Annotated in this window: 16 protein-coding genes; 11 read left to right on the top strand and 5 right to left on the bottom strand. The window is 72.0% G+C overall.

Annotation, left to right across the window (positions count from 1 at the left end):
* Window positions 1–248: 248 nt before the first annotated feature.
* Window positions 249–2087, bottom strand: a complete 1839-nt coding sequence (locus JQN83_RS32120) for a thiamine pyrophosphate-requiring protein (protein ID WP_208570906.1) — start codon at window positions 2085–2087, stop codon at window positions 249–251.
* A 280-nt stretch (window positions 2088–2367) separates the two neighbouring features.
* Between JQN83_RS32120 and JQN83_RS32115 the strand changes: the two genes are divergently transcribed.
* From JQN83_RS32115 to JQN83_RS32105, 3 genes are all read left to right on the top strand, one after another.
* Window positions 2368–3183, top strand: coding sequence for a TrmH family RNA methyltransferase (locus JQN83_RS32115; protein WP_208570905.1), 816 nt, complete (start codon window positions 2368–2370; stop codon window positions 3181–3183).
* A gap of 56 nt (window positions 3184–3239) precedes the next feature.
* Window positions 3240–4691, top strand: coding sequence for an argininosuccinate synthase (gene argG / locus JQN83_RS32110; RefSeq protein WP_208570904.1), 1452 nt, complete (start codon window positions 3240–3242; stop codon window positions 4689–4691).
* A 118-nt stretch (window positions 4692–4809) separates the two neighbouring features.
* The gene (locus JQN83_RS32105) at window positions 4810–6573 is read left to right on the top strand and encodes a PucR family transcriptional regulator (protein ID WP_443674030.1); all 1764 of its coding nucleotides are present in this window, start codon (window positions 4810–4812) and stop codon (window positions 6571–6573) included.
* Between the two features lie 354 nt (window positions 6574–6927).
* On the opposite strand, the gene JQN83_RS32100 is transcribed toward JQN83_RS32105, so the two are convergent.
* A complete protein-coding gene (locus JQN83_RS32100) occupies window positions 6928–8277 on the bottom strand; it encodes a MurL-like N-terminal domain-containing (protein WP_208570902.1) in 1350 nt (449 codons plus the stop codon).
* An 86-nt stretch (window positions 8278–8363) separates the two neighbouring features.
* Between JQN83_RS32100 and murD the strand changes: the two genes are divergently transcribed.
* The 3 genes from murD (at window position 8364) to JQN83_RS32085 (ending at window position 12848) form a co-directional block, all read left to right on the top strand.
* The gene (gene murD / locus JQN83_RS32095) at window positions 8364–9713 is read left to right on the top strand and encodes a UDP-N-acetylmuramoyl-L-alanine--D-glutamate ligase (RefSeq protein ID WP_208570901.1); all 1350 of its coding nucleotides are present in this window, start codon (window positions 8364–8366) and stop codon (window positions 9711–9713) included.
* Window positions 9714–9909: 196 nt separating this feature from the next.
* Window positions 9910–11217: an aspartate aminotransferase family protein gene (locus JQN83_RS32090; RefSeq protein WP_208570900.1), complete on the top strand. Its 1308-nt coding sequence runs from the start codon at window positions 9910–9912 to the stop codon at window positions 11215–11217.
* Between the two features lie 149 nt (window positions 11218–11366).
* Window positions 11367–12848 (top strand): CoA-acylating methylmalonate-semialdehyde dehydrogenase, encoded by a 1482-nt coding sequence (locus JQN83_RS32085; protein ID WP_208570908.1) that lies wholly within the window; start codon window positions 11367–11369, stop codon window positions 12846–12848.
* Between the two features lie 66 nt (window positions 12849–12914).
* On the opposite strand, the gene JQN83_RS32080 is transcribed toward JQN83_RS32085, so the two are convergent.
* The 3 genes from JQN83_RS32080 to JQN83_RS32070 form a co-directional block, all read right to left on the bottom strand.
* Window positions 12915–13229 (bottom strand): hypothetical protein, encoded by a 315-nt coding sequence (locus tag JQN83_RS32080; RefSeq protein ID WP_307800008.1) that lies wholly within the window; start codon window positions 13227–13229, stop codon window positions 12915–12917.
* A gap of 247 nt (window positions 13230–13476) precedes the next feature.
* On the bottom strand, window positions 13477–13680 hold the full coding sequence (cspE, locus tag JQN83_RS32075) for a transcription antiterminator/RNA stability regulator CspE (protein WP_043326981.1): 204 nt from the start codon (window positions 13678–13680) through the stop codon (window positions 13477–13479).
* A 352-nt stretch (window positions 13681–14032) separates the two neighbouring features.
* Window positions 14033–15067, bottom strand: a complete 1035-nt coding sequence (locus tag JQN83_RS32070) for an N-acetylglucosamine kinase (RefSeq protein WP_208570899.1) — start codon at window positions 15065–15067, stop codon at window positions 14033–14035.
* A gap of 202 nt (window positions 15068–15269) precedes the next feature.
* Between JQN83_RS32070 and JQN83_RS32065 the strand changes: the two genes are divergently transcribed.
* Genes JQN83_RS32065 through JQN83_RS32045 form a run of 5 tightly spaced genes read left to right on the top strand, consistent with a single transcriptional unit; the run spans window position 15270 to window position 20276 of the window.
* On the top strand, window positions 15270–16217 hold the full coding sequence (locus JQN83_RS32065) for a MurR/RpiR family transcriptional regulator (protein ID WP_208570898.1): 948 nt from the start codon (window positions 15270–15272) through the stop codon (window positions 16215–16217).
* A complete protein-coding gene (locus JQN83_RS32060) occupies window positions 16214–16963 on the top strand; it encodes a sugar isomerase domain-containing protein (protein WP_208570897.1) in 750 nt (249 codons plus the stop codon). Before JQN83_RS32065 ends, JQN83_RS32060 begins: the two co-directional genes overlap by 4 nt.
* 25 nt (window positions 16964–16988) lie before the next feature.
* Window positions 16989–18425 (top strand): N-acetylglucosamine/diacetylchitobiose ABC transporter substrate-binding protein, encoded by a 1437-nt coding sequence (gene ngcE / locus JQN83_RS32055; RefSeq protein WP_208570896.1) that lies wholly within the window; start codon window positions 16989–16991, stop codon window positions 18423–18425.
* A 20-nt stretch (window positions 18426–18445) separates the two neighbouring features.
* Window positions 18446–19354 (top strand): carbohydrate ABC transporter permease, encoded by a 909-nt coding sequence (locus tag JQN83_RS32050; RefSeq protein ID WP_208570895.1) that lies wholly within the window; start codon window positions 18446–18448, stop codon window positions 19352–19354.
* A 1-nt stretch (window position 19355) separates the two neighbouring features.
* Entirely contained in the window at window positions 19356–20276 is a 921-nt protein-coding gene (locus tag JQN83_RS32045) for a carbohydrate ABC transporter permease (RefSeq protein ID WP_208570894.1), read from the top strand.
* Window positions 20277–20764: the final 488 nt, after the last annotated feature.

Raw genomic sequence — 20764 nt, 5'->3', positions numbered from 1 at the left:
CTCGACGAAGTCGCCCACGAACTCAACACCCGACCCCGCGAAACACTCGACTGGAACACACCAGCCCAACGCCTCGCACAACTCATCGTCCCCTAACGATTGCACTCACCCCTTGACCCCGCCAGCTCTGCGTGACGTAAACCTCTTGATCACCGCGGTCCGGCGTGGAGGCTGGGCGGGGCGGTCCGGGCCTGCTTCGGGACGGGTGCGGGTGGGTGGGTGGGTGGGGTGAGGGCTGGGGTGGGTGGTCAGGGGTTTTTGCGGCGGGGGCGGTAGGTGGCCAGGGTGGCGGGGATGCCCCGGCGGACGATGCCGGCCCGGTCGGTGTCGCCGCGCAGCAGGGCCGCCGCCGTCTTGCGGGCCTGGTCGAGGGTGAAGTGCGGGGGCAGCATCAGCTCCGCCGGGTCGACCATCGCGTTCACCACCACGGGACGGTCGGCGGTCAGGGCCCGACGCCACAGGCCGGCGACCTGATCGGGGGAGTCGACCAGTTCGCCGTCGAGGCCCAGCACCTCGGCCCACCGGTGGTACGCCACGTCCGGCACGTCCTGGCTGGCCGGATAGCGCGGGCTGCCCTCGGTGGAGCGTTGCTCCCAACTGACGAACGCCAGATCCCGGTTGTTGAGCACCAGCACCACGAAACGCGGGTCGGCCCAGTGCCGCCAGTTCTTCGCCACGGTGATCAACTCGTTGACCCCGTTCATCTGCATCGCCCCGTCGCCGATCAACACCACCACCGGCCGGTCGGGGTGGGCGAACTTCGCCGCGAGGGCGTACGGCATGGCACCGCCCATCGACAGCAGGGTGCCGGAGAGGCTGGCCAGCATGCCGGGGCGGACCTGGAGGTGGCGGGCGTACCAGGCGGTGGCGGTGCCGCAGTCGACGGCGATCATGGCGTCGTCGGGCAGTGCGTCGTTGAGGGTGTGGAACAGCAGCTGCGGGTTCACCGGGTCGGCGGGCTGCCCGGCCAGGTCCGCCTGGGCGCGTCGCCACGCCGAGGTGGCGTCGGCGACGGTCGCCCGCCAGGCCGTCGGGGCGGGACCGTCGCCCAGCTCCCGCAGCAACGCCCGCAGGGTCGGGCCGGCGTCGCCGGTCAGGTTGACCTCCGTCGGGTAGCGCAGCCCCATCCGGGACCCGTCCAGGTCGATCTGCACCGCACGGGCCTGCCCCTGCGGCGGATAGAAGTCCGAGTACGGCATGTTGCTGCCGACGATCAGCAGCCGGTCACAGTCCTGCATCAGCTGCCAAGTCGGTCGGGTGCCGAGCAGGCCGATCGCCCCGGTCACCCACGGCTCACGGTGGTCGACGGCGGTGAAGCCGAGCAGGGCGGTGGCCACCCCCGCGCCCAGCCGGTCGGCGATCAGGCGTACCTCCTGCTCGGCACCGAGCGCGCCCTGCCCGACCAGCATCGCCACCTTCTCGCCGCCGCGCAGCACCTCGGCGGCGCGGCGCAGTTCCGCCTCCGGCGGCACCGTCGGCATGCTGCTCGGGACCGAACTGGTGTGGTAGTAGCCGTGCGCGTGCGGTGGATCCGGTACCGCCGGCTCGTCCTGCACGTCCAGCGGGAGCACCAGTGCGGTCACCGTCCGGCGGGACAGCGCCGTACGACAGGCCCGGTCCACCAGGTGCCTCACCTGGGACGGGTCGTCGAGTTGGGCCAGGAAGTCCGAGGCGACGTCCTTGTAGAGGGCGAGCAGGTCGACCTCCTGGTAGTAGCCGCCGCCCTCGGCGGTCAGCGCGGTGTTGCCGACCAGGGCCACCACCGGCTGGTGGTCGAGCTTGGCGTCGTAGAGGCCGTTGAGCAGGTGGATCGCGCCGGGGCCACTGGTCGCCAGGGCACAGCCGAGTGGGCCGCCGCCGTACTTCACGTGGGCGCTGGCGGCGAAACCGGCGGTCTCCTCGTGGCGTACCTGGACGAACTCCACCCGGTCGCCGGCTCGTTGCAGCGCGGAGGTCATCCCGTTGATCCCGTCGCCGGGGTAACCGAAGTAGCGGTGCACCCCCCATTCGGCGAGGCGGGCCACGATGTGGTCGGCGACCGTGGCGTTCTTCGGCAAGCTGCCGTCGGCGGTGCCTGTCGCGCTCATCGTGGTGGTCCCTCCGGTCGCGTCCCTTTCCCGCCCCCTTCCCGCCCCACGACCGGGGAAACCCGCCCGGCCCGGGAAACCCGCCCGCGTCCGGGAAAGCGAAGGTGTACGGGAAGGCGACGGTGTCCGGGAACCTGCCCGTGGGCGGAAAGGCGACCGGGTCGGGAAAGGCGGCCGGGTCGGAGAGGTCGGCCGGGTCGGGGAAGGCGACCGGGTTCCGGCGGGCGGTGCGCCGGACCGCCCCGCAGGTGCGCGCCGGGGCACCCGGCAGAATCGGGCGGTGCCCGTTCACCAGATCACCGACCCCGACGACGCCCGGATCGCCGACTACCGCGCGCTGACCGACGTCGAGCTGCGTACCCGGTGGGAACCCCCGCACGGGTTGTTCATCGCCGAGGGGGAGCTGGTGCTGCGCCGGGCGTTGCGGGCCGGCTATCCGGCCCGGTCGTACCTGGTCGACGCGAAACGGGTCGACCAGCTCGCCGACCTGGACACCGGGGACGTCCCGGTCTACGCGGCCACCCCCGACGTGCTGGAGAAGGCGACCGGCTTCCACGTCCACCGGGGCGTGCTCGCCTCGTTCCACCGCAAGCCCCTGCCCACCGCCGCCGAGGTGCTGGCCGCCGCCCGTCGGGTGGTGATCCTGGAGGACATCAACAACCACACCAACCTCGGCGCGATCTTCCGGGGGGCCGCCGCGCTCGGCATCGACGCGGTGCTGCTCTCGCCGTCCTGCGCCGATCCGCTCTACCGGCGCAGCGTGCGGGTCAGCATGGGGGAGGTGTTCGCGGTGCCGTACGCGAAGCTGGAGCGCTGGCCGGTGGGGTTGGACCAGGTGCGGGAGGCGGGGTTCACCGTGCTCGCCATGACGTTGGCGGCGGACGCCGTACCCATGCAGCGGTTGACGTCGACGCAGCGGGCGCGGGCGGCGTTGCTGCTGGGGGCGGAGGGCCCGGGGCTGACCGGGGCGGCCCAGGCGGCCAGCGACGTGCGGGTGGTGATCCCGATGCGGCGTGGCGTGGACTCGTTGAACGTGGCCGCCGCGGCGGCGGTGGCGTTCTGGGAGCTGGGCCGGGACGACCCTGCTGACGGGTAGCCACCACGACCACCGGCTATTTGCATGAGAATGCGGCCAGGTGCATAATCTTTCCTGTGTCCAAGGTTCTCACCTCCCTGCCCATCGGCGAACGTGTCGGCATCGCCTTCTCCGGCGGCCTCGACACCTCGGTCGCGGTCGCGTGGATGCGCGACAAGGGCGCCGTCCCGTGCGCCTACACCGCCGACATCGGCCAGTACGACGAGCCCGACATCGACTCGGTGCCCGGACGTGCGCTCAGCTACGGCGCCGAGGTCGCCCGCCTGGTCGACTGTCGCGCCGCCCTGGTCGAGGAGGGCCTCGCCGCGCTGACCTGCGGCGCCTTCCACATCCGCTCCGGCGGCCGGGCCTACTTCAACACCACGCCGCTGGGCCGGGCCGTGACCGGGACCCTGCTCGTCCGGGCGATGATCTCCGACGACGTGCAGATCTGGGGCGACGGCTCGACCTTCAAGGGCAACGACATCGAGCGGTTCTACCGGTACGGCCTGCTGGCCAACCCGCAGCTGCGGATCTACAAGCCGTGGCTGGACACCGACTTCGTCACCGAACTGGGTGGCCGCAAGGAGATGTCGGAGTGGCTGCTCGAACGCGGCCTGCCCTACCGGGACAGCACCGAGAAGGCGTACTCCACCGACGCCAACATCTGGGGGGCCACCCACGAGGCCAAGACCCTGGAACACCTCGACACCGGCATCGAGACGGTCAGCCCGATCATGGGGGTCCGGTTCTGGGACCCGTCCGTGGAGATCCCCACCGAGGACGTCACCATCGGCTTCGACCAGGGCCGCCCCGTGACGATCAACGGTAAGGAGTTCGGCAGCCCCGTCGACCTGGTGCTGGAGGCCAACGCCATCGGCGGCCGGCACGGCCTGGGCATGTCCGACCAGATCGAGAACCGGATCATCGAGGCCAAGAGCCGGGGCATCTACGAGGCCCCCGGCATGGCGCTGCTGCACGCCGCGTACGAGCGGCTGGTCAACGCCATCCACAACGAGGACACCCTGGCCAACTACCACCACGAGGGTCGCCGCCTCGGCCGGCTGATGTACGAGGGCCGCTGGCTCGACCCGCAGGCGCTGATGCTGCGCGAGTCGTTGCAGCGCTGGGTCGGCACCGCCGTCACCGGCGAGGTGACCCTGCGGCTGCGCCGGGGCGAGGACTACTCGATCCTGGACACCACCGGCCCGGCGTTCAGCTACCACCCGGACAAGCTGTCGATGGAACGTACCGAGGACTCGGCCTTCGGCCCGTCCGACCGGATCGGGCAGCTCACCATGCGCAACCTGGACATCGCCGACTCGCGGGCCAAGCTGGAGCAGTACGCCACCCTCGGCCTGGTCGGCGGCGGGACCCCCCAGCGGGCGGTCGGCGCGGCCCAGGCCGCCTCCACCGGGCTGATCGGGGCGATGCCGCAGGGCGGCGCGGAGGCCATCGCCTCCCGGGGCGTCGCCACCGCCGACGACGAGGCCCTCGACCGGGCCGCGATGGAGTTCGGCGTCGACTGACCGTCGCGCCGCCGGCCGGGACGGGTCACCGCCCCGGCCGGTGGGGCCGCCCCGTCGCCGGGGCGGCGACGGACGGCGGATGGCGGGACCCGGGGTCACGGAGGGTAGCGTGTCGCCCGTGTTCCCGACCGTCCGTGAGGTGCTGGCGCTGGACCCGGTCCGTCGGGGCGCACCGCGACTGGTGGCGGGGGAGGCCGGCCTGGACCGGCCGGTGCGCTGGGTGCACGTGGCGGAGGTGCCCGACATCGCCACCCTGCTCGGCGGTGGTGAACTGGTGCTCACCACCGGCATCGGGCTACCGGCCGACGACGCCGGGCTCCGCGCCTTCATCGGCGACCTCGCCGAGGTGGGCGTCTCCGGGCTGGTGGTCGAGCTGGGCCGCCGCTACCCGACCGAGGTGCCCCGGGTGATGGCCGTGGCCGCCGAGCGGCGCGGGTTGCCCCTGGTCGAGCTGCGGCGGGCCACCCCGTTCGTCCGGATCACCGAGGCGGTGCACGCCCAGATCGTCGACGCCCAACTGCACGAGCTGCGGGCCACCGAGGAGATCCACCAGCGGTTCACCGACCTGTCCGTCGAGGGCGCCGGGGCGGCCGAGGTGGTCCGGCAGGCCGCCGAGCTGGCCGGCTGCCCGGTGGTGCTGGAGAACCTGTCCCGGCAGGTGCTCGCCTACGACCCGGCGGGGGAGAGCGCCGACCTGCTGCTCGACGGCTGGGAGCAGCACTCCCGCCGGATCCGTCCCACCGGCCGGACCGCGTACGACGGGGACAGCGGCTGGTTGGTGACCACCGTCGGCGCGCGCGGGCAGGACTGGGGTCGGCTGCTGCTGCGCTGGCCGGCGCGGGCGGGCCTCGGCGATGGCCGGCCCGTCGGCACGCCGCCCACCCGGCTGACCATCCTGGTGGAGCGGGCCGCCTCGACGCTGGCGCTGGGCCGGCTGATCCGCCGCGACGCCGAAGGACTGGAACGGCAACTGCACCGCACCCTGCTCACCGCCCTGCTCGACCACTCCCGCCCGGTGGACGAGATCGCCCTGCGGGCGCGGGCGCTCGGAGTGACCCTCGACCGCCGGCACCTGGTCGGCATCATGGTCCGGCACCGCCGCGACGCCCCGGCGGGCACCCCCGCACCGGGCGAGGGCGGACCACCCGTCGACGGAGCCGGCCCTCCCGCGTACCCGGTCACCTGGCCGACACCGGCCCCGGTGGACCCGCAGGCCGGCCCGGCCCGGCTGCGGGATCTCGCTGAGGCGGTCGGCCAGGCGCTGCGGGAGACGAAGCTGTCCGGTCTGACCAGTCCGGTCGACGACCAGGCGGTGGGTGTCCTGCTCGCCCTGCCGGACGCCGCCGCCGAGGAACGCGCCCTCACCGCCTTCGCCGCCGCCGTGCGCCGCCGCCACCCCGACCCGCCGCCGTCCGGCGGGAACAGCCACCGGCTGACGGTGATCGTCGCCGCCGGCTCCGGAGTCGGGAGCCTGCGGGAGGTACGCCGGTCGCTGGTCGAGGCCCGGCAGCTCGCCGAGGCCGCCCGCCGGGACAGCCGGGAACTGCCGGTCTTCCGGCTGCCGCACGTCGGGTTGGCCGGTCTGCTGCACCTGCTGCGCGACGAGCCCCGGCTGCAGACCTTCGTCGAACGGGAACTCGGCGCGCTACTGGCCCACGACGCCCAGCACCCCCGGGAGCAACTGCTCGGCACCCTGCGGGCCTACCTGGAGCAGGGCCGCAACAAGTCGGCCGGCGCGGCTGCCGCCCACCTGTCCCGCCCGGCCTTCTACGAGCGACTGGCCCGGATCGGCCGAATCCTCGGCGTCGACCTCGACTCGGTCGAGACCAGCCTCTCCCTCCACGTAGCCCTACTGGCCCTCGACGCCATCCGCACCCCCTGACGCCCCTCCCCGCCCCACCACCCTTCCGCCCCGCCCCGCCCCCGCCCGCCCCGCCCGGCCCCGCCTGTCCCCCGTGATCAAGAGAAATACGTCAGATTTCGTCGGCGGGATGACGCAAACCTCTTGATCACCGCCTACACGGCCTGCCCGTCGACCGCGATCAAGAGGTTTGCGTCAGATTTCGCTGTCCGGATGACGCATTCCTCTTGATCACCGACTGTCCGGCCGGCAGGTTCACGGTGATCAAGAGGAATACGTCAGAATTTGCCGCCCCGGTGACGCGAACCTCTTGATCACCGGGGCGATGAGGGCCGGAAGGGGAGGGGTACGGGGGGAGGGGGAGCGGGGAGGGGGTCAGGTCAGGGTGTGCAGGGTTTTGGCGTAGGCGGCGGGGACGTGGTGGGGGCCGGCGGGGGTGAAGACGTCGGAGGTGGCGGCCGTCGACCAGGCGGCGGCGGGGACCGCGTCGACCAGGGCGCGGACCACCGGGGCGTCGCGCCACTGGTCCTGGGCGGCGAGCAGGCTCAACGCCACCACCGACTCCTCGACCTCGCCGACGCACTCGAACGGCTTGTGCCCGTCCACGCCGAGCAGCTCCCGGTAGCCGGGGATCTGCGTCTCGTCGGCCAGCAGGTCACCACCGAAGATGCCGACCACCCGGTCCCGGGGCATGAACGGGGCCATGGCCAGGAAGACGAACCGGCACTTCGGGCAGTTGCGGCACCAGCGGGCGCTGGCGTCGCGCAGCTTGAACGCGGCGTTGCAACTGGTCACCACCGCGTCGTAGCGGTCGATGGTGGCGAACAGCCGGGCGATGTGCAGCTCCGACAGCGAACGCAGCAGCGAGAAGTACGGCTCGGTCAGCCCGGCGTGCTCGGCCAGTGCCGCCCGCAGCAGCCCTTCGGCCTCGACCCCCTTGGACCACTGGTGGTTGATCTCGTGACCGTTCCAGATCAGGTTCGGGTCGGACGCGGACCGCTCGTTGGACATCACCACCGGCCCGAGCCCGTGCAGCACGGCGGTGGCGACCGCGATCAGCGAGTTGATCGCGGTGACCGGGATGTGCCCGTTGCGCGCGCCGGCCGCGTTCAGGTCGAACAGCACCGGGTCGAGCCGTCGCCGGGCGGCCAGCGCGGGCAACCCGGACGCCTCGTTGACCGCGACGATCACGTGGTTGGGGTTGACCGAGAACGGCACCGGGTCGAAGCCGCCCCGACGCAGCGCCTCCAGGCTGACGATGGAGTCCTTGCCCCCGCCGACGGCCGACAGCGGCCGACGGTCCGAGTCGTCGTACACCCGGGGTGGCGGGACCTCGCCGGCCGGCACCTCGGGGCGCAGCTGCAGCACGTGCGGGAGCTGGTTGCGGTAGGCGTACTCGGCGAGACCCTTGGTGTAGACGGCGGTGACCAGCGCGGTGGCGGCCCCGCCCAGCGGCGTCGGCAGCACCAGGCGCGGCGGGGCGGCGGCCTTGTAGTAGCTGACCCCGGCCACCACGTGCAGCAGTTCCAGGACCCGGCCCAGGGTGGCGACCGTCTCGTCCGACGGCGGCGCGGCCGGCAGCGGCAACGTGATCACCTCGGTGAACCGCTGCTCGCCGTCGGGACCGGTCAGGGCGTAGTCGAACGACGCCGCGCCGGTGGCGGGGTCGAACGAGTACGACGGGAAGGTGAAGGCGTCCATCCGCCGGAGCTGCTCGTTGGGCACACGCCATACTAGGCCCTGGTCCGTCCGGCCGGGTCCGCTGCGCCGGACCGGCCGCCGCACCACCGTCGACACCTGAGGGAGAGTTCGTGCGCCTGTCCGATCTGCGCGGCCGTACCGTCGCCGTCTGGGGGGCCGGCCGCGAGGGCCGCGCCGCCGTGACCGCCATCGCCGCGCACGGCCCGGCGGACCTGGTCGCCGTCGACGACAGCGCCAACTTCCTCGCCGTGGCCTGGGAGGGGCCGCTCGCCGAGGCCGCGCCGCTGGTCACCGGGGAGCAGGGGTACGCCCGGCTGGCCGCCGCCGACGTCGTCGTGCGCTCCCCGGGGGTGCCCAACACCCACCCGTGGCTGGTCGAGCTGCGCGCCAAGGGGGTCACCGTCACCCAGGGCACCGCGCTGTGGATGGCCGACCACGCCGACCGGACGATCGGGGTCACCGGCAGCAAGGGCAAGTCGACCACGGCCAGCCTGATCAGTCACCTGCTCGCGGCGGTGGACCGGCCCAACGTCCTGGGCGGCAACATCGGGGTGCCCACCCTCGACCTGCCCGACGCCGAGTCGTACGTGCTGGAGCTGTCCAGCTACCAGTGCAGCGACCTGACCGACTCGCCCCGGGTCGCGGTGGTCACCGCACTGTTCCCCGAACACCTGGACGCGCACGGCGGTGAGGCCGAGTACTACCGCGACAAGCTCAACCTGATCGCGTACGGCCCCCGGACGGTGGTGGTCAACGGCAACGACCCGCGGCTGGCACTGGAGCTGGGCGACCGGGCGGCGATCCGGGCCGGCCTGCCCGACAGTGTGCACGTCGACACCGGCCCGGACGGCACCGACTGGTTCCACCTCGGCGACCGGCCGTTGTTCGCCCGGGGGGTGCTGCCGCTGGTCGGCCGGCACAACGCGGGCAACCTGTGCGTGGCGCTCGCGGTGCTCGACGCGCTCGGGGTCGACGTCGTCGCCCACAAGGACACCCTGGCGGTGGCGGTCGCCGGGTTCCACGGGCTGGCCCACCGGCTCACCGAGATCGCCGACCCGTCCGGCCTCACCTTCGTCGACGACACCCTCGCCACCAGCCCGTACGCGGCGATGCACGCGATCGACGCGTACGACGGGCGGCCGTTGACGGTGATCGTCGGTGGCACCGACCGGGGGTTGGACTACACGCCGCTGGCCGAGCACCTGGCCGAGCGGGAGTTGACCGTGATCGGGATTCCCGACAGTGGTCCCCGGATCGTGGCGGCGCTGGCCGGGTTGCCGAAGGTGCGTACCGAATTGGTGGACGACCTGGTGGACGCGGTCCGGCTGGCCCGGTCGGTGACCCCGGCCGGCGGGGTGGTGCTGCTCTCCCCGGCGGCGCCCAGCTACGGGCGGTTCCGCAACTTCGAACACCGCTCCGAGGTGTTCGCCGAGGCGATCCGGGACACCGCCGCCGGCTGAGCGCGGGCCGGGACACCGCCGCCGGCTGAGCGCGGGCCGGCGACCTCGGCCCCGGCACGGGCCCGACGACACCGGGCCGGGTGACGCGGTGTCAGGCGGGGACGGACGCCGGGCTACACAGTGCCAGTTGTCGCCGGCCGGTCGGGGTGGCAGCGTGCGGAGAACGCGCAAGCCGCCGCCGCTGAAGGGTGTGCCGATGACCGCCGACGACCTGCTGGCCCGACACCGGGCCGTGCTCCCGTCCTGGATGCCGCTCTACTATGCCGAGCCGATCGAGCTGGTCGCCGGGTCCGGCCGCCGGGTCACCGACGCCCAGGGCCGCAGCTACCTGGACTTCTTCGGCGGTGTGCTGACCAACATGATCGGCTACGACATCCCGGAGATCCGTGAGGCGGTGGAGCGTCAACTGCGGACCGGTCTGGTGCACACCTCCACCCTCTATCTGATCCGGCAACAGGTGGAGCTGGCCGAGAGGGTGACCTCGCTCGCCGGTATCCCGGACGCCCGGGTCTTCTTCACCAACTCGGGCACCGAGGCGAACGAGGCGGCGCTGCTGGTCGCCACCAACCACCGCCGGTCGCACCAGATCCTCGCCGTCCGCAACAGTTACCACGGCCGGTCGTACGCGACGATGGGGATCACCGGCAACGGGGGTTGGACGGCCAGCGCGCACAACCCGCTCCAGGTGGCCTTTCTGCACTCCGGTGAGCGGCTGCGCGGGCTGCTCGCCCGGCTGCCCGAGGCCGACCGGACGGAGGCCGCCGTGGAGGACCTGCGCGAGGTGCTCGCCACCCAGACCAGCGGCGACGTGGCCTGCCTGATCGCCGAGCCGATCCAGGGGGTCGGCGGTTTCGTCGCCCCGCCCGACGGGCTGTTCGCCGGCTGGCGCAAGGTGCTCGACGAGCACGGCATCCTGCTCATCTCCGACGAGGTGCAGACGGGCTGGGGGCGTACCGGCGAGCACTTCTGGGGTTACCAGGCGCACGGGGTCACCCCGGACCTGCTGACCTTCGCCAAGGGCATCGGCAACGGGTTCGCCCTGGCGGGCGTGGTCGGCCGGGCGGACGTCATGGAGTCGGTGCCGGCGATCAGCTTCTCCACCTTCGGCGGCAACCCGCTCTGCACCGCCGCCGGCAACGCTGTCCTGGACTACCTGCGCGACCACGACCTGCAGGCCAACGCGGCGCGGGTGGGCGCGATCCTCCTCGACGGGCTGCGGGCCACGGTCGCCGACCTCGACGGCGTCGCCGAGGTGCGGGGCAAGGGTCTGATGCTCGCCGTGGAGTTCGTCCGCCCCGGCGGGCTGGAGCCCGATCCGGTGTTGACCGCCGGGGTCTTCGAGGCGTGCCGGGCCGGTGGCCTGCTGGTCGGCAAGGGCGGTCTGCACGGCAACGTGCTGCGGATGGGCCCGCCGCTGACCCTCACCGAGGACGAGGCCCGCGAGGGGCTGGCCATCCTGGTCGAGGCGATCCGGTGCGCCGTCGCGGCACAGGCGGCCCGGTGAGCACGCCGGGCGGGACGCCACCCTCCGCAGCGCCGGTGGCTGCCGGGCCGGTGGCTGCGGGGCCGGTGGCTGCCGGGCCGGTCGCTGCGGCGGCGGACAGCGACGACGACTTTGCCGACGTCGGGCAGGGGGTGGGCGACGCGCCCCGGATCGGGCATTTCGTCGACGGTAGGCGGATCGACGGGACGTCCGGCCGGTACGGCGACGTCTTCGATCCGGCCACCGGCCGGCGTACCGGCCGGGTGGCGTTGGCTGACGCGGCCGAGGTGGCGATGGTCGTCGAGGTGGCCGGGCGGGCCGCCCGGAGCTGGCGGGACGCGTCGCTGGCCCGCCGCACGGCGGTGCTGTTCGCCTTCCGGGAGCTGGTCCACGCCCGCCGGGACCGGCTCGCCGAGGTGATCACCGCCGAGCACGGCAAGGTGCTCGCCGACGCCGCCGGGGAGGTGCAGCGCGGCCTAGAGGTGATCGAGTACGCCTGCGGCATCGCCTCGGCGTTGCGCGGGAGCTTCAGCGCGAACGTGTCCACCGAGGTCGACTCGTACAGCCTGCGGCAGCCGTTGGGGGTGGTGGCGGTGATCTCGCCGTTCAACTTCCCGGTGATGGTGCCGCTGTGGTTCGTGCCGGTGGCGGTGGCCTGCGGCAACGCGGTGGTGCTCAAGCCGAGCGAGAAGGACCCCAGCGCGGCGCTGCTGCTGGCCGAGTGGTTCGTCGAGGCGGGCCTGCCGGCCGGGGTGCTCACCGTGGTCAACGGCGACGCCGAGGCGGTCGACGCGCTGCTCGACCACCCCGACGTGCAGGCGGTGTCGTTCGTCGGCTCCACCCCGGTCGCCCGGCACGTGCACCGGCGCGCGACGCTCACCGGCAAGCGGGTGCAGGCCCTCGGCGGGGCCAAGAACCACCTGGTGGTGCTGCCCGACGCCGATCTGGACCTGGCCGCCGACGCGGCGGTCAACGCCGGGTTCGGCTCGGCGGGCCAGCGGTGCATGGCGATCTCCGCGCTGGTGGCGGTGGGGCCGGTCGCCGACGCCCTGGTCGCCCGGATCGCCGACCGGATGGCCGGGCTGCGCACCGGCGACGGTCGGCGCGGTGGCGACCTGGGGCCGCTGGTCACCGCCGCGCACCTGGCGCGGGTCCGTGGGTACGTCGAGGCCGGGGTGGCGGCGGGCGCGGTGCCGGTGGTGGACGGTCGGGACGTCGTGCCGGACGGGGATCCGAACGGGTTCTGGCTGGGCCCGACCCTGTTCGACCACGTCACCCCGGACATGTCGATCTACACCGACGAGATCTTCGGCCCGGTGCTCGGCGTCGTCCGGGTCGACTCGTACGACGCGGCGCTGGCACTGGTCAACGCCAACCCGTACGGCAACGGCACGGCGATCTTCACCAACGACGGTGGGGCGGCCCGACGGTTCCAGTACGAGGTCCAGGTCGGCATGGTCGGGATCAACGTGCCGATCCCGGTGCCGATGGCCTACTACTCGTTCGGTGGCTGGAAGGCGTCGCTCTTCGGTGACCTGCACGCCCACGGTGAGGACGGGGTGCGGTTCTTCACCCGGGGCAAGGTGGTCACCAGCCGTTGGCCGGACCCGCGCCACGGCGGGGTGAACCTCGGCTTCCCCACCCAGAGTTGAGCAGCCGCGGCACACCCCGCAGGCACGGGTGACCGTGTCCGGTGGTGGGGCCGTGCGGGCGTACGGTCAGAATGGTGCGGGTCCGCGGCCTGCCAGCGACATCAACACCTGCGTGGCGAGTAGTTTGCGTAAGCCGGTGACGGCGACCGTTCCCACGCGGTCGTAGGGCAGTTCCAGTTGCAGTCCCTCGACGGCGTTGCGAAGGTCCGTCGTGATCTCGTCCGGACGGAAGGTGCCACCCCAGCCGTTGAGTCCACCGCGTTGGTTGGTGCTGAGGGAAGCCATCCCGGATATGCGTGCGCCGTCGGCCAGGATCAGCCTCGCCGGACCCGAGTAGGTCGTCGTCAAAGTCATCAGCCTTTCAGGGTGAACGCTGCGCACCTCGGCCCCCGGCCGTGGTCATCGGGAGCCGGGGCGTCGGGCTGTGCTCCACCGGGACCAGGGTCGTACGTGCCCCGACCGTCAGGGCGGCGGCGCTGTGGAACGTGGCGCGTAGCGGGAGGGGTCTGCGTCGGCTCACGCCTGGCCGGGCGGCCCTGGTCGCTCAGCCCCGGTCGCCGTGGTGAGCGATGGAAACGCCGAACGGCGGCCCGCTGAACCAGTCGGGCCGCCGTGCGTGAAGTGTGGATCAGAGCGGGCGGATGTTCTCCGCCTGCGGGCCCTTCTGGCCCTGGGTGACGTCGAACTCCACCTTCTGGTTCTCGTCGAGGCTGCGGAAGCCGCTCGCCGAGATCGCGGAGAAGTGGGCGAACACGTCGGCACCGCCGTCGTCGGGGCTGATGAAGCCGAAGCCCTTGTCGGCGTTGAACCACTTCACGGTACCTGTAGTCATGTCTGCTCCTCTGCAGGCTGTGGAGAGACCGCACTGCGCGGACCCTGAGCCGCCGAGTTGATAACCCGCATCGAAACGACACGAAAAACGAAAAGCGCCCGGATGGGTTTTAGATAACCCACCAGGCGCCATAAGACGTCTACGGAAATCAAAACTGCAACCCGGTTACCGTAGCACACGATCCGTCGCGACTCCGGGGCGGGGATGGGCCTGGACGTGATGTCGTGCACCCACCGGACCGCCGGTGCGCGGGTGGCAATCGCCACGTCCATCGATCTTCGTCATCGCCCAACCGTGGCCGGAGGCGTCCCGGCGAAAGACCCGACCGGTCGCAGGTATCGACGAATATCGCTTATGGGTGGACCTGGGAAGAGTCGAGATGGACACCCTCCCCGTCGACCGGCGGGTCCGGCACGAACAGTGGGTGCAGAGCCGCTGGATCGGTGGCCCCCGGCAGGTCACGGGCGGCGAGCCAGGCCGCCGCGGAGGCACCGTCGCCGGCCGGACGCAGGGGCGCGACCGGCCACCGCCGGGCCAGCTCCGCGGTGACGGCGACGGCCAGTGGGGTGCCACCGGTGAGCAGGCCGCCGCCGAGGACCACCGGGTCCACCGCGCCGGCGGGTCGGATCCGCGCGACGCTGTCGGCCAGCAGCCCGGCGGCCCGCTCGATCAGCGTGCCGGCGACCGGTTCGGTCTCGGCGGCGGCGACGATCACCAGCGGGGCGAGCCGGGCCAGCTCCACCGCCGGTCGGCGGGTGACCGCCTGCACCACCGCGTCCACGGTCTCCCGGGGCCGGTCGGCGACCCGGCCGTCCCCCAGCAGGGTGGCGAGCACCCGGCGGCCCAGTGGCCCCGGCGTCCGGGCCGCGTCCAGGTCGGCGAGCAGACGCCGGACCGCCTCCCGGCCCAGCCAGAACCCGGAGCCGGCGTCGCCGAGCAACCACCCGTGCCCGTCGGCGACCCGGTCCAGTCGCCACCGGCACACCTGGGCGGCGATCGCCCCGGTCCCGGCGATCAGGATCGTGCCGTCGGCTGCGGCGGTGCCGGAGGCGTACCCGACGAGGGCGTCGCTGTGCACCGTGTACGGGCAGTGCAGGCCGGCGTCCGACCAGGCCCGGTCGAAGGCGGCCCGGCCGGCCGGGTCGGCGCGCAACCGGCCGGCCCCGGCCAGCCCGATGGCCCCGGCGCGGACCCGGGTCGGGTCGACGTCGCGCAACGCCTCCCGCAGGGCGGTCGACAGTTCGGCGGCGGCCCGTTCGGCACCGTGGCTGGTGGGGTTGCCGCCGCCGGCCCGGCCGGTGCCGAGGCGTTCGCCGGTGAGGGTCAGGGCGGTGGCCCGGGTGGACGTACCCCCGACGTCGAGGCCGACCACGACGGTGTCGGACATCCTCGCGGGCCTCCCGGGGGTGCGCTGGTGTGGGGGTGTCCATGCTGGTCGGTGCGGTGTCGCAGGGCAAGACCGGGCGTCGGTGGCGGGCCGTCGCGACAGGTAACAGTTTGAAAACTTCGCCCATGGTCTTGACAGGAAGGGGCCTTCAGTAAGAACTTTTACCACTAACAGTTAACACTCTTTTCCGAAAGGCGCGTCGATGGCCGAGCACGAGGCGGACACCACCGCGGCAACCGCGGTGGTCGATGCCGAGCCGGTCGACCGGCGCAGCGCGGACGGAGTGCTGGCCAGGGTCCGGGCCGGCACGGGGGAGTTGACGGGAGCGTTGCGCCGGGTCGCCGAGCAGGTGCTCAGCGACCCGGAGGCAGCGGCCCGCGCCACCATCGTCGAGCTGGCCGAACGCAGCGGCACCTCACCGGCGACGATCACCCGGTTCTGCCGGGCCATGGGCTTCGACGGCTACGCCGACCTGCGCCTGGGCATCGCCTCCGAGACCGGCCGGGCCCGCTCGGCCGGCTGGACCGTCGACATCGGCCGGGAGATCCAGCCCGGCGACCCGCTGGCCCGGGTGCTCGACCAGATCATGGCCGCCGACACCCGCGCCATGCACGACACCGCCACCCTGCTCGACCTCGCCGAGGTCGAACGGGCCGCCGTCGCCATCGCCGGCGCCGCCCGGGTCAACATCTTCGGCGCCAGCGGCAGCGCGCTGGTCGGCGAGGAGATGCAGTTCAGCCTGCACCGCATCGGGGTGGCGGCATGGGCCTGGAGCGACGTGCACGAGGGGCTGGCCAGCGCCGCGCTGCTCGGCGTCGGCGACGTGGCGCTGGGCATCTCGCACACCGGGCAGACCCGGGAGACCATCGAGATGCTCGCCGAGGCGGGCAGCCGGGGCGCCACCACCGTCGCGTTGACCGGGTTCCCCCGCTCCCCGCTCGCCGAACTGGCCGACATCGTCCTGCTCACCGCCAGCCAGGCCACCACCTTCCGGCCGGACGCGCTGTCCGCCCGGCACCCCCAACTCGTCGTGCTCGACCTGCTCTACATCGCCGTGGCGCAGCGCACCCACGACCGCGCCCACGCGGCCTTCCGGCGTACCGCCCAGGCCGTCGACGGGCACAAGGCCGCGAAGGGGACCACGTCATGATCAGTGCCCAGGGGTACGCGCGAGCCGTCCGGCCCGTCCTCGACCGGCTGCTCGACACCCAGGCCGAGGCGATCGGCCGGGCCGCCGACCTGATCGCCACCAGCCTGCGGGCCGGCGGGGTGCTCCAGGCGTTCGGCGCCGGCCACTCCGAGGCGTTCGCCGCCGAACTGGTGGCCCGGGCCGGCGGCCTGGTCCCCACCAACCGGATCGGCCTGCACGACCTGGTGCTGCACGGCGACGCCCCGCGCGACGTGCTCACCGACCCCAAGCTGGAACGCGACCCGGCCGTGGCCCACCAGCTCTACCCGCTGGCCCGGCCGCAGCCGGCCGACGTCTTCCTGATCGCCTCCCAGTCCGGCATCAACGGCTCGGTCGTCGAGCTGGCGACGCTGGTCACCGGGCACGGCCATCCGCTCATCGCGGTCACCTCGGTCGCCCACACCGCACGGGTCGCGCCCCGCCACCCGTCCGGTCGCCGACTCGCCGAACTCGCCGACGTCGTGCTGGACAACGGCGCACCGTACGGCGACGCACTGCTGCCGCTGGAGGGCGGCGGCGCGGTCTGTGCGGTCTCCTCGGTCACCTCCGCGCTGCTGGCGCAACTGGTGACCGCGGAGGTCGTCCGACGGTTCCACCAGGCCGGAGAGGTACCCCCTATCTACCTCTCCGCCAACGTCCCCGGTGGGGACGCGCACAACCTCGCCCTCGAGTCGCGGTACGCCGGGCGTCTCCGGCGCACCGCCTGACCCGGACACCCAAGGAGAGACGACGATGTCGAACACCCCCGAGACCCCGACCCCGATGAGCCGCCGCAGCCTGCTGGGCCGGACCGCCGCGGCGGGCCTGCTCGCCACCCCGGTGGTCGGCCTGCTCGGTGCCTGCGCCACCAGCGGCTCCGACGAGGGCACCACCAAGGCCGAGGAGGGCACCAAGAGCGCGACCAACCCGCTCGGTGCCGCCGAGGACGCCCCGCTGGAGGTGGTCATCTTCAACGGTGGCTACGGCGAGAAGTACGCCACCGACGTGCACGAGCCGCTCTACAAGAAGGCGTTCCCCAAGGCGGAGATCAAGCACCAGTCCACCCAGGCGGTCTCCACCGTGCTCCAGCCCCGGTTCGCCTCGGGCAACCCGCCGGAGTTCGTCAACAACTCCGGCGAGAAGCTGATCGACTTCGGCTCGCTGGTCGCCGACGGGCAGCTGATGGACCTCACCGAGCTGTGGGACGCCCCGTCGGTCGACGACCCGAACAAGAAGGTCCGCGACACCGTCGTCCCCGGCACCGTCGAGGCCGGCTCGTTCAACGGCAAGCCGTACGTCCTGTACTACGTCTCCACCGTCTTCGGCATCTGGTACTCGGGCAAGCTGTTCAAGGACAACGGCTGGGCGCCCGCGAAGACCTGGTCGGAGTTCACCGCCCTGCTCGACGGCATCAAGTCCAAGGGCATCACCCCGTACGGCTACGCCGGGGCGAACGCCGCCTACTACCAGTGGAACGTCATCCTGACCCACGCCGCGAAGATCGGCGGCACCGACGTACTCAAGAACATCGACAACCTGGAGGACGGCGCCTGGCAGCAGGACGCGGTCAAGCAGGCCGCCCAGGCATGGGAGGAGATCGGCGCCAAGTACGTCGACAAGAGCTTCGAGGGGCTCAAGCACACCGACGTGCAGCTGCGGCAGAACCAGTACAAGCTGGCCCTCTACCCCAGCGGCGACTGGCTGGAGGGCGAGCAGAAGAAGGACACCCCGGCCGGCTTCGACTACCAGCTGATGCCGGTGCCCAGCCTCACCGGCTCGGACAAGCTGCCCGCCACCGCCGTACGGGCCACCGCCGGTGAGGGTTACTTCGTCTCGGCCAAGAGCAAGAACCCGCGCGGTGGTCTGGAGTACATGCGCCAGATGCTCTCGGTCGCCGGGGCGAAGGGCTTCACCGAGGTGGTCAAGGCCCCGACCGTGGTCACCGCCGGCAGCCAGGGCTTCGCCTTCCCGCCCGGTGTGGCCAGCTCGCAGGCCGCCCTCGCCGCCGCCGGCAAGGACGTGTTCAACCTGTACTTCGACGGTTGGTACAAGGAGCTCGACACGGAGGCGCGCACCGCCACCAACGAGCTGATGTTCGGCCGGATCAAGGCGGACGCCTTCGTGGAGCGGATCCAGAAGCGGGCCGACGCCATCAAGAAGGACAGCTCCGTCGCCAAGTTCACGCGCTGACCGATCGGAGTAGCGGGATCATGCGGCACGGCAAGTATCCGTTCGTGATCGGGTTCCTCTTCGCCCCGGTCACGCTGTACGTGGTCTTCGTCATCGCACCGTACGCGCAGGCGTTCCAGATCTCGATGACCAACTGGCGGGGGCTGTCCGCCCCGCAGTGGGTGGGCTTCGACAACTACCGGCGGCTGCTCGACGACGGGCGCTTCTGGCAGGCGGTCCAGCACCACGGCGTACTGCTGCTTGCCCTGCCGCTGATCACGATCGCCATCGCGTTGTTCTTCGCCTTCCTGCTCAACGTGGGCGGACGCAGCGTGGGTGGCCAGCGGCAGGGGGTCCGGGGGTCGAAGTTCTACCGGGTGGTGTTCTTCTTCCCCCAGGTCCTGGCGGTGGCCATCATCGCGGTGCTGTTCCAGATGGTGTACCGGCCCAACGAGTCCGGCCTGATCAACGGCGTGCTGATGAAGATCGGGCTGGACCCGGTGCTGTTCCTGGTCCGGCCGAACCTGGCCCTGTGGTCGATCATCGCGGTGCTGGTCTGGCAGGCCGTCGGCTTCTACGTGGTGCTCTTCTCGGCCGGGATGGCCTCGATCCCGGGTGAGATCTACGAGGCGGCCGAGATGGACGGGGCGAGCAAGGTGATGCTGTTCTTCCGGGTCACCCTGCCGCTGCTCTGGGACACCCTCCAGGTGGCCTGGGTCTATCTCGGCATCGCCGCGTTCGACGCGTTCGCCATCGTCGCGGTGCTCTCGGTGGACAGCGGCGGCCCGGACGGCGCGACGACGGTGCTGGCGGTGGAGATCTACCGCAACGCCTTCGTCTACTCGAAGTACGGCTACGCCTCGGCGATGGGTGTGGCGCTGTTCTTCCTCACCCTCACGTTCGCGGCGCTGACGCTGCGGTTGACCAAGCGGGAAAGCGTGGAGTACTGACATGGCCGCACAGACGACGCTGCCGCCGGCCGCGGCGGACACCCCGCCCGGCCGGCCCGCCACCCGCACCCGCAAGGGCCGGGGCGAGCACCACGAGGTACGACTGTTCAGCGGGCTCGGTCAGCTGGCGCTCGCCGTCTGGGCGGTGATCGTCATCGTGCCGATCCTCTGGACGTTCCTGGCCGCGTTCAAGAACACCGGCGAGATCTTCAGCAGCCCGTGGACGCTGCCGGCCGAGCTGCGCTGGGAGAACTTCGGCCGGGCCTGGACCAAGGCGCACGTCGGCCGGTACTTTCTCAACAGCGTCTTCGTGGTGTCGTGCAGCACCTTCGGCACCATGCTGTTCGGTTCGATGGCCGCGTACGTGCTGGCCCGGTACAAGTTCCGGGGCAACCGGGCGATCTACTACCTGTTCGTCTCCGGGTTGGCCTTCCCGGTCTTCCTGGCGCTGGTGCCGCTGTTCTTCGTGGTCCGCAACCTGGGCCTGCTGGACACCCACACCGGCGTGGTCCTGGTCTACATCGCCTACTCGCTGCCGTTCACCATCTTCTTCCTGGCCGCGTTCTTCCGGACGCTGCCGAACTCGGTGGCCGAGGCCGGCATGATCGACGGCTGTTCGCACACCCGGCTGTTCTTCCAGGTGATGCTGCCGATGGCGAAGCCGGGCCTGATCAGCGTGGCGATCTTCAACATCATCGGGCAGTGGGCGCAGTACCAGTTGCCCCTGGTGCTGCTCTCCAACGCCAAGGACAAATGGGTGCTCACCCAGGGCATCGCAGACATCTCGGTCAACGCCGGCTACGAGGCCGACTGGTCCGGCCTGTTCGCCGCCCTGACCATCGCCATCCTCCCGATGATCATCGTGTACGCGATCTTCCAGCGGCAGATCCAGTCCGGTCTGACCTCCGGCGCGGTCAAGTAGCCCCCTCCGTCCCGGCGGCGAGGCGACCCGCGCCATCCCGTCGCCGGGCCGGCTGGCGCTCCGCCCTGCCGCCAGCCCTCATGCGTGGTCAGTGCCCGGAACTTCGGTTCTCGGGCCCCGGTTCTCGGTTCTCGGGCCCCGGTTCTCGGTTCTCGGGCCCCGGTTCTCGGTTCTCGGGCCCCGGTTCTCGGTTCTCGGGCCCCGGTTCTCGGTTCTCGGGCCCCGGTTCTCGGGCCTCGGGTCCCGGTTCTCGGGCTTCGGGCTTCGGGTCCCGGGTCACCGGCCGAGGGACTCGGGCTCAACAGACACTCACGTGCGAAGACCGGTATGCCTAGGTGGCATAAATATGCCACCTAGGCATACCTCCTCGTGTTTTGACCGTCGGGGGGATTCGTGGTGGTGGAGGTCTAGCGGAATGGGGAGGACCCTGTCCATGATCTGAGTTCTCACACAAAGATCATCAATGGGCAGGGTCCTCGATGAGGAGC

This window comes from Micromonospora antibiotica, assembly GCF_017599305.1.
Lineage (GTDB): Bacteria > Actinomycetota > Actinomycetes > Mycobacteriales > Micromonosporaceae > Micromonospora > Micromonospora antibiotica.
The sequence above is the reverse complement of the archived record's forward strand: the minus strand, read 5'-3'. Positions and strand labels throughout refer to the sequence as shown.